Raw genomic sequence first — 14,126 nt, forward strand, 5'->3', positions numbered from 1 at the left:
GGCGTCGCTGAACACCTTGCCGTGCTCGCGGGTGATGAGCTCGGCCAGCTCGTCGTGGTGCTCGTCGAGCAGCTGCTTGAACTTGAACATCACGCGGGCGCGCTTGAGCGGCGCGGTTTCGCTCCAGGCGGGGAATGCGGCTTTCGCGGCGGCGACGGCCGCATCGACTTCCGCGACGCTCGCGAGCGGCACGCGCGACGAAACCGCGCCGGTGGCCGGGTTGAACACGTCGCCGAAACGGTCGCTCGTGCCGTCCACCCGCCGTCCGCCGATGAAATGCGACAGCGCCGCAACGCGCGTTTCGCTCTGATGTGACTGACCCATGTCGATAGATTCCTTGAGTTGATGCTGGCTTACTTCACGCTTTCCAGCACTTTGCGAACCGTGCCGAAGATCTGGTCGATCTGGTCGTCCTCGACGATCAGCGGCGGCGAGAACGCGAGGATATCGCCGGTGAAGCGCACGAGCACGCCCGCCTCGAAGCACTTCACGAACACTTCATACGCGCGCGCGCCCGGCGCGCCGTCGCGCGAATCGAGTTCGACGCCCGCAACCAGCCCGAGATTGCGCACGTCCTTGACGAACGGCGCGTCGCGCAGCGCATGCGCCGCGTTCTCGAACTTCTCGGCCTTCGATGCCGCGCGCTCGAACAGCCTGTCGCGCACATACAGGTCGAGCGTCGCGACGGCCGCGGCGGCCGCGACCGGGTGCGCCGAGTACGTATAGCCGTGGAAAAGCTCGATGGCGTTGGCCGCGCCCGCGCCGATGATCGTGTCGTGGACATTGCGGTGCGCCGCGACGGCGCCCATCGGCACCGTGGCGTTGTTGATGGCCTTCGCCATCGTGATGAGGTCCGGCTTCACGCCGAAGTATTCGCTTGCCGTTGCCTTGCCCAGACGCCCGAAGCCGGTGATGACTTCGTCGAAGATCAGGAGGATGCCGTGCTTCGTGCAGATGTCGCGCAGCTTTTGCAGGTAGCCGATGGGCGGCACCAGCACGCCGGTCGAACCCGCGAGCGGCTCGACGATCACGGCGGCGATCGTCGACGCATCGTGCAGCGTGACGAGGCGTTCCAGTTCGTCCGCGAGGTGCTCGCCCCAGGCGGGCTGCCCCTTCGAGAACGCGTTGTGTGCGAGGTCGTGCGTGTGCGGCAGGTGATCGACGGACGGCAGCAGCGCGCCCGAAAACGCCTTGCGGTTCGGCGCGATGCCGCCGACCGAAATGCCGCCGAAGCCCACGCCGTGATAGCCGCGCTCGCGGCCGATCAGGCGCGTGCGCTGGCCTTCGCCGCGCGCGCGGTGATACGCGAGCGCGATCTTCAGCGCCGAATCGACGGACTCCGAACCCGAATTCGTGAAGAAGATGCGGTCGAGCCCTTCGGGCATCAGCGCCGCGACCTTCGACGCCGCCTCGAACGCGAGCGGGTGGCCCATCTGAAACGTCGGGGCGAAGTCGAGCGTGGCGAGCCCCTTCTGCACGGCCTCGACGATTTCGTCGCGGCAGTGGCCGGCATTCACGCACCAGAGGCCGGCGCAGCCGTCGAGGATCTCGCGGCCGTCGGTCGAGCGGTAATACATGCCTTTCGCGCTTTCGAGGAGCCGCGGCGCGGCCTTGAACTGGCGGTTGGCGGTGAACGGCATCCAGAAGGTAGAAAGGTCGTCGATGACGGCGCGCGAATTCATGGTGGTCTCCTCAGAAAGAACGATCACTCTAGTCCTCGTAAAAAGGGCGCGGCATAGACAGTTGCGCTACTGCGCTGCCAACTGTGCTGGCAAAATGCTGGAAACTGTATTGGTATGCGCCGGCGGGCGGCGCTATTCTCGACCCATGATCGAACTCAAGCTGGAACGCGACCGGGCGCAGGCGCCAACGCTCGTCGAACAACTCGTGCGCGCGTTCGCCGCCGCCATCGAAGAGCAATCGATGCGGGCGGGTGCGTTGCTGCCTTCCGTGCGGCGGCTCGCGCAGGCGGAGCGGCTGAGCACGTTCACCGTCACCGAGGCGTACGGGCGGCTCGTGTCGATGGGGCTCGTCGTCGCGCGGCGCGGCTCGGGGTATCGCGTGGCGGCGCGCAGGCACGGCGAGCGCACGCGCTCGCTCGACTGGCAGCCCCCGAGCCTGAACGCGACGTGGCTCCTGTCGGACGTTTTCGCCGACCATTCCGTGCCGATCAAGGCCGGCTGCGGCTGGCTGCCGAACGAATGGGTGAACGAGAGCGGGCTGCATCATGCGCTGCGCTCGTTGAGCCGCGTGCCGGCCGCGCGCATGGCCGACTACGGGCATCCGTACGGTTTCGCGCCGTTACGCGAGCGCATCGCGGAACAGCTCGACCGGCACGGCCTGCCGGTGGACGCCGCCTCGAACGTGCTGCTCACGGCGGGCGCCACCCAGGCGCTCGACCTGATCGTGCGCACGCTGCTGCGCCCGGGCGACGCGGTGGTCGTCGAGGACCCCGGCTACTGCAACCTGCTCCAGATCCTTCAGCTGGCGGGGCTGACCGTGCTGGGCGTGCCGCGCACCGCGCAGGGCATCGATACGGACGTGTTCGAGCGTCTCGTCGTGGAGCATCGGCCCAAGGCGATTTTTCTCAACACGACCTTGCAGAATCCGACCGGCGCGACGTTCGGCATGGCGTCGGCGTTCAGGCTGCTGCAGATCGCGGAGCGGCACGGGCTGTGGGTCGTCGAGGACGACGTGAACCGCGAGCTCGCGCCCGCCGGCGCGCCGCTCTTCGCCGCGATGGAGGGGCTCAACCGCGTGCTCTACGTGGGCGGCTTCGCGAAGACGATCACGCCCGCGCTGCGCTGCGGCTACGTGGTCGCCGAGCGCGACGTGCTGCGCGAGCTCGCGCGCACGAAGATGGCGGTGGGACTGACGTCGTCGGAGACGACCGAGCGCATCGTCGACAAGGTGCTGACGGAAGGGCGCTATGCGCGGCACGTCGAGTTCGTCGTGGACAGGCTGAAGGAAGCGCACGGGCGCGTCGAGGAGCGCATGGACGCGCTCGGGCTCGAACTTTTTCACCGGCCGCGCGCGGGGCTGTTCCTCTGGGCGCGGCTGCCGGTCGAGCCGAAGGAAGCGGGCGCAGTCGCGACGCGCGCGCTCGCTCACGGCATCTGGCTCGCGCCGGGGTCGTACTTTCGTCCCGGCGACGCCGCGAGTGCGTGGTTCCGGTTCAACGTGCCGTATTCGGGCGACGACGCATTGTGGGGGTTCCTGAAGAAATCGCTGGAATAGCGGTAAGACGCAGGCGATCCAGCCGATACCCGATCGCATCGAGTTCCGCATCAGCCGAATAAAAAAGCGCGAACCTGCTCGCGCTTTTTTATCGGCGCGGCGCGCCGTGCGCGCCACTTTCGCTTCGCAGCGTCATCGCCTGAACACGCCGAGCAGGAGGGTCGCCAGGAAGATGACGATAAAGATGAAGAACAGGATCTTCGCGATTTCAGCCGCGCCCGACGCAATGCCGCCAAAGCCGAAGAACGCCGCGATGATCGCGATGATGAAGAAAATGACAGCGTATCGAAGCATGAAAACCCTCCACAGGTCCGATTTATCGGTTTAGTTAGCGTGCTGGCTGACGCCGTCGCCGCCATGGCGTATCAGTTCCGTGCCGCACGGGACCGGCGGCATGCCCACTCAAGCAACGCTCGTGCCCACCCGTATGTGCGTCGAAGCAGGACGCAAAAAAGCCGCACGGCCTGGTGGCGATGCGGCTAATTGTGTTGCGCCCGACGGGCGGGCGAACGAACTGGGGCGGCCTAGTGCCCCGGATGGTTACCGGAGTCGGGTTCGTCGTCGAAATCGTCTTCGTCGTCGACGTTGTTCAGCGCATCCGGCAGATTGTTCTCCAGTTCATCGCGTTCGATTTGATCGGCGAGATCTAGGGACTTCCGCGTTGCAGGACCGGATGGGCGATTGGCTCCAGACATGGCGTACTCCTTGGACAGATTTCAAAGCCGCGCCAGACGTGGCGCGAATTAGACGGGCAAGCAAGGTACGTACACGCCGGGCAAAGGCCGCTTCCAGCGGCATCAGAGGTGGATGGGACAACGGGTGGGCACTCGAGTCCCAAACTTGCAAGCGGGACTGCATAAATTGCGCGCCGGCGTGTATGGACCAGTATGCACCGGTCGGGCGCACTGGCAAAGAGGGTTCGTCGTATGGTTTGACGAAATTCCAGCTTCGCATTGCGGCGCGGATATCGAGGCAGGCGCGCCGCGTTGCGCGAGGCGGTAGCGAGTGTCAGGCGAGCGCGCGCACGACGATCGGATAGAGCGACAGAACGAGCAGCGCCGCCATCGTCAGGTTGAATGCGCGCAGCCAGCGCGGGCGGCCGAGAAAGCGCCGCAGCGACATGCCGAACGCCGCCCACATCGTGATGCACGGCAGGCCCACCACGATGAACACGAGCGCCATCAGCGCCGCGTTCAGCGAAAGGCTCGCGTGCAGGTGAATCGTGGTGGCGGCCGTGAGCACCATCATCCAGGCTTTCGGATTGACCCACTGGAACGCGACGGCTTCGTAGAAGCGCATCGGCCGGCGCTCGCCGTCGCGCGCCTGCACGGACGACGACGTGCCGATCTTCCACGCCAGATACAGCAGATACACGACGCTCGCCGTCTCGAGCACCGTGTAGAGCCACGCGAAGCGCTCGAACGCCTGCGCGAGTCCGAGGCCGACGGCGAGCATGAGGAACGCGACCCCCGCGCTGATGCCGAGCAGGTGCGGCACGGTGCGCTTCAGGCCGAAATTCACGCCCGAGGCGAGCAGCATCGTGTTGTTGGGGCCGGGCGTGATCGTCGTCACCAGCGCGAAGAGCACGGCGGCGGGAAGGGCGCTCAGCAGGTCGGCGGGCATGTCGGTGATCCTCGTTCATGGATTGGTTCGAATTCAGGCCTCAGTGTATTGAAAGGGATCGGTACAGTACCGGTACAGATAGATGGAGGATTTCCGGTACGGTGAACGGCACGGCGGCGCCCAGACGTGCGTGCGGCATGGCGAATTGCGGGCTACGCTCAGGCATGAGGCTTGCAAAACCTTTTCGAATCGCAGACACGCGCCACGAACACGCGCCAGACAAACAGGACGAATACAGGACGACGCAATGACATCGACGATCCAGCGCACCGTGTGCGTCGCACCCGGGCAATTGAAGGGACCACTGGAGCACGGCCCGGCGACGCCCGAAGGTGACGCATGAGCGCGGAGCCCTTTCACGACCCGGGACGCAATTGCGCGAGCGTGCGACATGCCGGGCGCTTCAGCCTGCTCGTCGACGGCTCGGACTACTTTCGCGTGCTGCGCGAAGCGATCACGCGCGCGCAGCGCACGGTCTTCATCCTCGGCTGGGATATCGACAGCCGCATGAAGCTGACCCCCGAAGGTGTCGACGACGGTTTTCCCGAAGCCCTCGGCGACTTCCTGCATGAAGTCGCGGCGAAGCGCCGGCGCCTGCGCATCTACATCCTCGCATGGGACTTCGCGATGCTCTACGCATTCGAGCGCGAGTGGCTGCCGGTCTACAAGATGGGCTGGCGCACGCACCGGCGCATCGCGTTCCAGATGGACGGCAAGCATCCGCTCGGCGGCTCGCATCATCAGAAGATGGTCGTGATCGACGACCGGCTCGCGTTCGTCGGCGGCCTCGATCTCACGCGCTCGCGCTGGGACACGCCCGAGCATGCGGCGAAGAACCCGCTGCGCCGCGACGCCGGCAACGCGCCGTACCAGCCCTTTCACGACATCCACACGATGTTCGACGGCGACGCCGCCCGCGAAATCGGCCTTCTCGCACGCGAGCGCTGGCAGCGCGCCTGCGGCCGGCGCTTCGCGATCCGCTCGCACCGCGTGCCGGTCGACGGCGATCCGTGGCCGCCCTCGCGCGCAGCGGATGTCGAGGACGTGGACCTCGCGATCTCGCTCACCGAGCCGGCCTACGGCGGGCGGGCGGCGGTGCGCCAGATCCGCGCGCAGTATCTCGATGCGATCGCGCGGGCTGCGCGCAGCATCTACATCGAGAACCAGTACTTCACGTCGGGGACGATCGGCGCCGCGCTGCGCGAAACGCTCGAAAAGCCCGACGGTCCCGATCTCGCGATCGTCGTGCCGCGCAACCAGAGCGGCTGGCTGCAGGAGGTGACGATGGGCGTGCTGCGCTCGCGCCTGCACCAGCTTCTCACGGCCGCCGACGCGCACGACCGTTATCGCATCCTGTCGCCGTGCGTGCCGGGGCTCACTGAAGGATGCGTGAATGTGCACAGCAAGCTGATGATCGTCGACGACGACCTGCTGCTCGTCGGCTCGGCGAATCTCAACAACCGCTCGATGGTGCTCGACACCGAGTGCAACATCGCGATCGATGCGAACGGCGATCCGCGCATCCAGTCGGCGATCGCACGCATGCGCGATCTCCTGCTCGCCGAGCATCTCGGCTGCGATTTCTGCGACGTTGCGCGCGAACGCACGGCGCGGCACAGCATGAACGAAGCGATCGCCGCGTTGCAGCGCGACGCGAGCGAGCATCGCACGCTCGAACCCCTGAATCCGGCCGTCTCGCCCGACCTCGACCAGCTGATTCCCTCCGAAGCGCTGATCGATCCCGAGACGCCCGTGGCGCCGGACGAGCTCGTCGGGCAGTTCGTGCCGGTCGAGAAGGCGCGGCCGCTCGCCGGACGCTACGCGCTCCTCGGCGTGCTCGCGCTCGTCATCGTCGGGCTGGCGGGGCTCTGGCACTGGACGCCGCTTGGCGACTATCTGAACCTGAAGGCGCTCACGCGGGCGACGCGCCACATCGAGTCGCTGCCGCTCGCGCCGCTCTGGATCGTGCTGTGTTACGTGGGAGCCGCGGTCGTGTCCGTGCCGATCACGCTTCTCATCGCGACGACCGGCCTCGTGTTCGGCGCGGGCATGGGTAGTGCCTACGCGCTCGTCGGCACGATGGCCGCGGCCGCGGTCACGTATCTGCTCGGCAGCTGGCTCGGCCGCGACGTGGTGCGGCGCGTGGCCGGCACGCGCGTGAACAGGCTGAGCGAGCGGGTGGCGAAGCGCGGCATCGTGGCGGTCGTCGTGCTGCGCATCCTGCCCGTTGCGCCGTTTGCCATCGTCAACCTGATGGCGGGCGCATCGCACATACGCATGCGGGATTTCATGCTCGGCACGCTGCTCGGCATGGGGCCGGGCATCCTGCTGACGGTCGCGTTCGCGCATCAGCTCGTCGCGTCGCTGCGCCATCCGACAGCCGGTTCTTTCGCGATTCTGATCGGCATCGGCGTGACGCTCGTCGGGTTGTCGTTGCTCCTGCAGCGCTTTCTCGGCCGCGCCGGCGCGGCGAACGGCGAGGCCCCCGAAGCGAGCGACGAAGACAAGGCGCGGGCGAGCGACGAAGCCGTGCGCGCCGCGAGCTTTCGGGCAACCAGCGCCCCGCCGCGCGACGTCCCGCCCGATCCGAAGCGGGCCGACGAGGTGAACTCATGAGCTTCATGAGCGACGTGCAGATCGACTCGATGGAGCAAGGCGTGACGCTGTCGCGCGAATTGCGGATTGCCACCTACAACGTGCATGGCGCGGTCGGCATCGACGGCAGGCTCGCGCCGGAGCGCATCGGCGCGGTGCTCGGCGAGATCGACGCCGACATCTTCGCGCTTCAGGAAGTGCCGCTCGGCGGCAGCGATGCGCCGAACGTGCTCGACATCCTGCAGCGGATGACCGGCCTGAACGCCGTGGAAGGCCCGACGCTCGACACGGCGGCGCGCCGCTACGGCAACGCCGTGCTGACGCGCTTTCCGGTGCGCGCGGTGCGCACGCTCGACCTGTCGTTCAGGAGCCGCGAGCCGCGCGGCGCGCTCGATGCGGACATCGACTGCGGCGGCGAAGTGTGGCGCGTGGTCGCGACGCATCTCGGGCTTGCGTCGAGTGAAAGGCGGGCGCAAGTCGAGCAGGTGCTGCAAAGCTTCGATACGCCCGCGATGCCCGTGATCCTGCTTGGCGACCTGAACGAATGGTTCGTCTATGGGCGCACGCTGCGCCGGCTCGTCACGCATTTCTATCGCGCGAGCGCGCCGCGCACGTTTCCCACGCGCTACCCGCTCTTCGCGCTCGATCGCATCTGGGTGCATCCCGGCGAGCGCCTGATTCGCGTCGATGCGCACAGGAGCGCGCTCGCGCGCATCGCATCCGATCACTATCCGCTCATCGCGCATATCGCTCCGTCTGCTGCCAACGAAGCTTCGCTTTCAGCGTGAAGGCACTGCCTCCGACATGGTCCGTCACATCGATGCGACAGAAAACCCCTGAAAAAAGGGTATAAAAACGCAAAAGACTCGCACGAACGCGTGCGTCGCTTGTAGAATCCGGCCTTGATACGGGCGCATTCGCGTGCACGTATTGTGAAATCACTGACCACAACAGGTAGGAGAAACATGCCGACTTCCGCAAAAACCGCTGCCAAGAAAGCCGCGACGAAGGTTGCCACGAAGGCCGCCGCCGCTCCGGCAAAGAAAGCAGCAGCTAAGAAGGTTGCCGCGAAGAACGTCACCGCGAAGCCAGTTGTCGCGGCCAAGAAGGTTGCCGTGAAGGCGGGTGCCTTGTCGCCGATCAAGGACACCTTCACGAAAGCGTCGCTTGCCGCTCATCTTGCAGACCGCGCAACGGTCGATCTGAAAGCCGTGAAGGCCGTGTTGTCCGCGCTGGAAGACACGATCCTCGGCGCCGTCCACAAGAAGGGCGCCGGCGAGTTCACGCTGTCGGGCCTGTTGAAGATCTCGGCGCAAACCGTGCCGGCGAAGAAGAAGCGCTTCGGCAAGGACCCGTTCTCGGGCGAAGAGCGCTGGTTCCCGGCGAAACCGGCCAGCGTGCGCATCAAGGCACGCGCGCTGAAGAAGCTGAAGGACGCAGCAGCGTAAGCTTCATTAGCGCTTCTTTAGCGCTGCATTTGCGTTTCAAGTCAGGCGGTTCCGCACAAGGCCAGCTTCGTTTCGAAGCTGGCTTTTTTTATGCGTGCGCCCTTTCGAATGATCAGGAAGGCTTCTTTCAACCGGCTGCTACTTCGCGCCAGCTGCCGCTCCTTCTACCCGGCCGCGGGTTCGTCGAGCAACACGGTGAGCGTTCCCTTCTCACTCTGGCGGCCTGCTTCGTAGTGGATGTCATGGGGCGCGAGCTGCCGGATCGCGCGCGACAGACGCGGCACGAAGGTCGCGCCGAACCGTGCGATCAGTCTTTCGCGCGCGCCGTCGGTTGCGTTCGCGAGCCGGCGCAACTCGACAAGCGGCAAGCCGACGAAGAGATCGAGCGGCCAGGGCGGCGCGTCACGATCGTCGTTCGGGTTATCGGGCGCGCGGATGCGCAGGCCGGGCGGCACGTGCTCCGCGAGTTCCATCGTGAACGCATGGCCCACGTTGCTGGCAAGGGCCGCCTTCGCTTCGCTCAGCAAGAACGGGGCGAGGGATTCGAGGCGCGCGATTTCGTCGTCGATGAGCAGCATGGTCGTCCTCCTTCAGGCATTGCTCACGATGCCAGCAAGCAGGATGCCGCCACGCCGCCCGGCTCAGCTTTTCTTGCGCTGCCGCGCCGCGTGCTGCAGGCAATCGACGAACAGCGACGCGGCTGGCGTGAGCGGGCTGTCGCGGCGGGTCACGACGCCTACTGAAATGGCGGGCAGACGGTCGGTGACCGGCAGGACGACGAGCCCTTCGCCGGCCCACGAATGATCGACGAGCGGCGCGGGCATCGCCGCGATCGCATCCGAGCCGCACAGCAGGCCACGCGCGATGACGAAGCTCGGGCATTCGATCACGCGCTGCGGCGCGGGCAGGCCAAGCTCGTCGAAGAAGTCGAGCAGCGCGCGCGTCGAGCTTTCCGGCGACGGATTGAGCAACCACTCCGCGCCCGCCAGTTCGGCGAGCGACGTGCAATGACTGAGCGGATGATCGCGCCGCGCGACCACCACCGACCGGCTCTCGTACAGTTCCGCGTGATCGAACTCCGGTCCCAGATGCTCCGGCACGATCACCGCGACGACGAAATCGAGCGTCCCGTCGCGCAGGCGCGGCAGCGCGACGCCCGGAAACCCTTCGATGAAGCTCACGCGCGCATTCGGCATCTCGCGGCGAAACGCGCGATAAGCCTCGGGCAGGACCGAGATCGCCGCCGCCGGCGTGACGGCGACGCTCACGCTGCCGTTGGCGGCGCCCTTCATCTGCGCGATGTCGTCTTCGGCGCGCCGCATCTCGGTCACCATGAGCTGCGCGCGGATGCGCAACTGCTGCCCGAACGCGGTCAGCTGCACGCCGCGCGCCGTGCGCAGCACGAGCGGCACGCCGAGATGCTGCTCCAGCTCCTTGAGCGCTTTCGTCAGCGCGGCCTGCGACAAATGCAGGCTGCGCGCCGCCGCGCGAATGCTGCCCTGTTCGGCGACGCTCAGAAACGCGCGCAACTGGTGATACTTCATGCTGGCGGGAACCTAGGGTTTATGCCGACAACCGGAGGTCGTCGTACGGCGAAATAACTGTCTTTTGGTTTTCTTTTCGACTTTATATGCTTGGTTGCAACAAGTCATCTCCCGGTCACACCTTATTTACCCCTTAGTCACCCGAAACACCGCGCCTCACCCGCGTGAGCGCACAGGAGCCTTCATGCTGTCAGTCGAACCCGTCATTCCCGGCATCGCCGCCATCGCGCCCGAATTCGTCGACGTGCGCCGCCGTATCCACGCGAACCCGGAACTCGCGTTCCAGGAAACGGCCACGAGCGCACTCGTCGCGCAACTGCTCGCCGAGTGGGGCTACGACGTGCATCGCGGGCTGGGCGGCACGGGTGTGGTAGGCGTGCTGCGGCACGGCGGCGGGGCGCGGCGCATCGGTTTGCGCGCCGACATGGATGCGCTGCCGATCGAGGAAGCCACGGGCCTCCCCTACGCGAGCGCCACGCCGAAGACGATGCACGCCTGCGGCCACGACGGCCACACCGCGATGCTGCTGTGCGCCGCGCGCTATCTCGCCGAAAGCCGGCAGTTCTCCGGCACGCTCAACGTGATCTTCCAGCCGGCCGAGGAAGGCGAGGGCGGCGCGCGCGCGATGATCGAGGACGGGCTTTTCGAACGGTTTCCCTGCGACGCCGTCTTCGGGCTGCACAACATGCCGGGCTTCGCCGCGGGCGACATGAGCTTTTGCCCCGGCCCGGGCATGGCTTCGTCGGACCGTGTGACGATCACCGTGCGCGGCCATGGCGGCCACGGCGCGATGCCGCATCTCGCGCGCGATCCGATGCCCGCGGTCGCGTCGATCATGCTGGGGCTGAACAGCCTCGTCGCGCGTGAAGTGGATGCGCAAAAGCCGGCCGTGGTCTCGGTCGGCAGCGTGCAGGCGGGCGATACCCACAACGTGATTCCGCAGACCGCGCTGATGAAGCTCTCCGTGCGCGCGCTCGATGCCGGCGTGCGCGCGCTTTTGCAGCAACGCATCACCGCGCTCGTGCATGCGCAGGCGGCGGCGTACGGCTGCGAGGCGGACATCGACTATGAACTGGGCTACCCGGTGCTCGTCAATCACGACGAGCCGACCGCGTTCGCCGCCGATGTCGCGAAGAAGATGCTCGGCGCGGGGCGCGTGAACGACGCCGCAGCGCCGCTCATGGGCAGCGAAGACTTCGCGTACATGCTCGAAGTGCGCCCCGGCAGCTACGCCTGGATCGGCAACGGCACCGGCAGCAAGGGCGGCTGCATGGTCCACAACCCCGGCTACGACTTCAACGACGACATTCTCGCGATCGGCGCGAGCTACTGGGTGCGGCTCGCGGAAGCGTACCTCGCCGACTGAACCCACTGCGGCGCGCCGCGCATCGAGAGACATCATGAAGACACACACGTTGGCAGGCGTTTCGCCCCCCCCGGGCGCAGTCCTGACGCGCAAGCAGAGCCGCGCGCGGGTCGTGACGGCGGCGGCGGTCGGCAATGCGCTGGAGTTCTACGACTTCACGGTCTATGGCTTCTTCGCGCTGCTGATCGGCAAGCTGTTCTTTCCCGTGCACGATCCGCTCGGCCAGCTGCTGCTCGCGGTCGCGAGCTTCGGGGTCGGCTTTTTCACGCGGCCGCTCGGCGGGCTCATGATCGGCATGTACGCCGATCGCGCCGGCCGCAAGAACGCGATGGTCCTCACGCTCGGGCTGATGGCCGCCGGCACCGCGATGATCGCGCTCGCGCCCACCTACGCGCAGGTCGGCGTCGCCGCGCCCGTGATCCTCGTGATCGCGCGGCTCATCCAGGGTTTTTCGGCGGGCGGCGAGGTCGGGGCGTCGACGACCCTCCTGCTCGAACAGGCACCTGCGAACCGGCGCGGCTTCTATGCGTCGTGGCAGTTCGCGAGCCAGGGCATCGCCGCGCTTGCGGGCGCGCTGACGGGCGTGCTGCTCACCGCGTCGCTTTCGACCGCGCAGCTCGAAAGCTGGGGCTGGCGCGTGCCGTTCGTGATCGGCACGCTGATCGTGCCGGTCGGCTGGTGGCTGCGCCGCACGCTCGAGGAAGAGCCGCCGCGCGCACTCGCCGCAAAGCCGCCGAAGCTGCCGCTCATCGACGTGCTGCGCGATCACCGGCGCGCCGTGCTCACCGGGCTTGGACTCACGATCGGCGGCACCGCGGCGCATTTCATCATCGTGTTCTATCTGTCGATCTACGGCGTGAAGATGCTCGGCCTGCCCGCGTGGACGTCGATGCTTTCCGGCTGCGTGTCGGGCGCGATCCTGTTCGTGCTCGCGCCCATCGGCGGCCACCTGTCGGATCGCTTCGGCCGCAACCGGATGGCGCAGGCGACGCGCATCGTGCTGATGCTCGCGATCTATCCGGCGTTCGTCGCGCTCAACCGGTGGCCTTCCGCGGCAACGCTGCTCGCCGTGGTGACGGCGCTCTCGTGCGTGCATGCGATCAACGTAGGCGGCGTCGGCGCGATGCTCGGCGAACTGTTCCCGCGCGCCGTGCGCGCGACGGGTGCCGCCGTGGTCTACAGCGTGGGCGTGGCGATCTTCGGCGGGTTCGCGCAGTTCTTCGTGACCTCGCTCATCGTCGTCACGGGCAGCACGCTGGCGCCCGCGTGGTACGTGATCGCGTGCGGCGTGGCGAGCCTCGTCGCCGTGGCGTTCATGAAGGAGCGCTCGGGCGAGGCGATCGACTGATCTAGGCGGCCGTCTCGAAAATGTCCCGCAGCCACTGCGCGAACACGCGCACACGCGACGAAAGCTGCCGGTGCTGCGGGTAGAGCACGGATACCGGCATCGGCGGCGGCGGCAGGTCCGGCAGCACGATTTTCAGGCGGCCGTCCGCCAGTTCGCTCCCCACGCGATAGCGCGGCACCTGCACGATGCCGAGCCCCGCGACGGCCGCCCCGGTGTACAGGTCGGCGCCGGTCACGGAGATCGACGCCGCGAGCTGGACCGCTTCCACGTGGTCGCCGACGGTGAATTCGAGCGGCACCGACTTGCCCGTGCCGCTCGAAATGTAGTTGATGGCGCGATGTGCCGGCAGCGCTTCGAGATCGGCGGGTTCGCCGTACTTCGCGAGGTACGCGGGGCTTGCGACGCTCACCTGGGCGAGCAGCGCCACGCGCCGCCCGACCATCGATGAATCCTGCAACTGGCCCGCGCGCAGCACGCAGTCGATGCCTTCGCGCACCAGGTCGACCAGCCGGTCGTCCTCGCCGATATACAGCTCGATGTCCGGATACTGCGCGATGAAATCCGGCAGCGCGGGCACGACGAAGTGCTTCGCGAGCGTGCCCTGCAGATTCACGCGCAGCAGCCCCTTCGGGTCGGCATGCCGGAACGAGCCTTCCGCTTCCTCCAGATCCGCGATCAGGCGCACGCAGCGGCGGTAGTGCGCCTCGCCGTCGTGTGTCAGGCGCACCGTGCGCGTCGTGCGTTCGAGCAGCCGCGTGCCGAGCCGCGCTTCCAGGCGCTTCATCATGTTCGTGACGGTTGCGCGCGGGACCTGCAGGTCGTCCGCCGCCTGCGTGAAGCTGCGGCGATCCGCGATGCGCACGAAAACCTGCATCTCCTGAAAACGGTCCATGACGGAATTCCGAAACATTATTGAAGTAAATGGAACGATGATGCCACTTTGCGGGTAATGATCTCCCAATCCG

The 14,126-nt window shown here is 66.9% G+C and carries 14 protein-coding genes; 6 read left to right on the plus strand and 8 right to left on the minus strand.

Features of this window, described 5'->3' with window-relative positions:
- Together BG61_RS17260 and aptA are read right to left on the minus strand one after the other, a co-directional pair.
- A partial coding sequence (locus BG61_RS17260) for an aldehyde dehydrogenase family protein (protein WP_035941757.1) occupies nucleotides 1-324 on the minus strand: 324 nt, incomplete at its 3' end.
- Between the two features lie 29 nt (nucleotides 325-353).
- Nucleotides 354-1,682, minus strand: a complete 1,329-nt coding sequence (gene aptA, locus BG61_RS17265) for an omega-aminotransferase AptA (RefSeq protein WP_035939539.1) — start codon at nucleotides 1,680-1,682, stop codon at nucleotides 354-356.
- A 145-nt stretch (nucleotides 1,683-1,827) separates the two neighbouring features.
- Between aptA and BG61_RS17270 the strand changes: the two genes are divergently transcribed.
- A complete protein-coding gene (locus BG61_RS17270; RefSeq protein WP_035939537.1) occupies nucleotides 1,828-3,237 on the plus strand; it encodes an aminotransferase-like domain-containing protein in 1,410 nt (469 codons plus the stop codon).
- Between the two features lie 132 nt (nucleotides 3,238-3,369).
- Here the strand turns inward: BG61_RS17270 and BG61_RS40110 are convergent, their stop codons facing one another.
- The 3 genes from BG61_RS40110 to BG61_RS17280 form a co-directional block, all read right to left on the minus strand.
- On the minus strand, nucleotides 3,370-3,531 hold the full coding sequence (locus tag BG61_RS40110; protein ID WP_035939535.1) for a DUF1328 family protein: 162 nt from the start codon (nucleotides 3,529-3,531) through the stop codon (nucleotides 3,370-3,372).
- Between the two features lie 230 nt (nucleotides 3,532-3,761).
- The gene (locus tag BG61_RS42825) at nucleotides 3,762-3,932 is read right to left on the minus strand and encodes a hypothetical protein (protein WP_158447157.1); all 171 of its coding nucleotides are present in this window, start codon (nucleotides 3,930-3,932) and stop codon (nucleotides 3,762-3,764) included.
- Nucleotides 3,933-4,245: 313 nt separating this feature from the next.
- On the minus strand, nucleotides 4,246-4,860 hold the full coding sequence (locus tag BG61_RS17280; RefSeq protein WP_035939533.1) for a LysE family translocator: 615 nt from the start codon (nucleotides 4,858-4,860) through the stop codon (nucleotides 4,246-4,248).
- Nucleotides 4,861-5,199: 339 nt separating this feature from the next.
- Between BG61_RS17280 and BG61_RS17285 the strand changes: the two genes are divergently transcribed.
- The 3 genes from BG61_RS17285 (at nucleotide 5,200) to BG61_RS17295 (ending at nucleotide 8,903) form a co-directional block, all read left to right on the plus strand.
- Entirely contained in the window at nucleotides 5,200-7,476 is a 2,277-nt protein-coding gene (locus BG61_RS17285; RefSeq protein ID WP_035939532.1) for a VTT domain-containing protein, read from the plus strand.
- Nucleotides 7,477-7,481: 5 nt separating this feature from the next.
- Entirely contained in the window at nucleotides 7,482-8,243 is a 762-nt protein-coding gene (locus BG61_RS17290) for an endonuclease/exonuclease/phosphatase family protein (RefSeq protein WP_232256429.1), read from the plus strand.
- A 177-nt stretch (nucleotides 8,244-8,420) separates the two neighbouring features.
- Entirely contained in the window at nucleotides 8,421-8,903 is a 483-nt protein-coding gene (locus BG61_RS17295; protein ID WP_035939527.1) for an HU family DNA-binding protein, read from the plus strand.
- A 164-nt stretch (nucleotides 8,904-9,067) separates the two neighbouring features.
- On the opposite strand, the gene BG61_RS17300 is transcribed toward BG61_RS17295, so the two are convergent.
- Nucleotides 9,068-9,481: a hypothetical protein gene (locus BG61_RS17300; protein ID WP_035939525.1), complete on the minus strand. Its 414-nt coding sequence runs from the start codon at nucleotides 9,479-9,481 to the stop codon at nucleotides 9,068-9,070.
- 63 nt (nucleotides 9,482-9,544) lie between these two features.
- A complete protein-coding gene (locus BG61_RS17305) occupies nucleotides 9,545-10,447 on the minus strand; it encodes a LysR substrate-binding domain-containing protein (RefSeq protein ID WP_035939524.1) in 903 nt (300 codons plus the stop codon).
- Between the two features lie 184 nt (nucleotides 10,448-10,631).
- Between BG61_RS17305 and BG61_RS17310 the strand changes: the two genes are divergently transcribed.
- Nucleotides 10,632-11,813 (plus strand): M20 aminoacylase family protein, encoded by a 1,182-nt coding sequence (locus BG61_RS17310; RefSeq protein ID WP_035939521.1) that lies wholly within the window; start codon nucleotides 10,632-10,634, stop codon nucleotides 11,811-11,813.
- Nucleotides 11,814-11,847: 34 nt separating this feature from the next.
- The gene (locus tag BG61_RS17315; RefSeq protein WP_035939519.1) at nucleotides 11,848-13,161 is read left to right on the plus strand and encodes an MFS transporter; all 1,314 of its coding nucleotides are present in this window, start codon (nucleotides 11,848-11,850) and stop codon (nucleotides 13,159-13,161) included.
- A 1-nt stretch (nucleotide 13,162) separates the two neighbouring features.
- Here BG61_RS17315 and BG61_RS17320 read toward each other — a convergent pair whose 3' ends face one another.
- The gene (locus BG61_RS17320) at nucleotides 13,163-14,053 is read right to left on the minus strand and encodes a LysR family transcriptional regulator (protein ID WP_035939517.1); all 891 of its coding nucleotides are present in this window, start codon (nucleotides 14,051-14,053) and stop codon (nucleotides 13,163-13,165) included.
- Nucleotides 14,054-14,126 lie beyond the last annotated feature (73 nt).

The organism is Caballeronia glathei (assembly GCF_000698595.1).
Taxonomy (GTDB): domain Bacteria; phylum Pseudomonadota; class Gammaproteobacteria; order Burkholderiales; family Burkholderiaceae; genus Caballeronia; species Caballeronia glathei.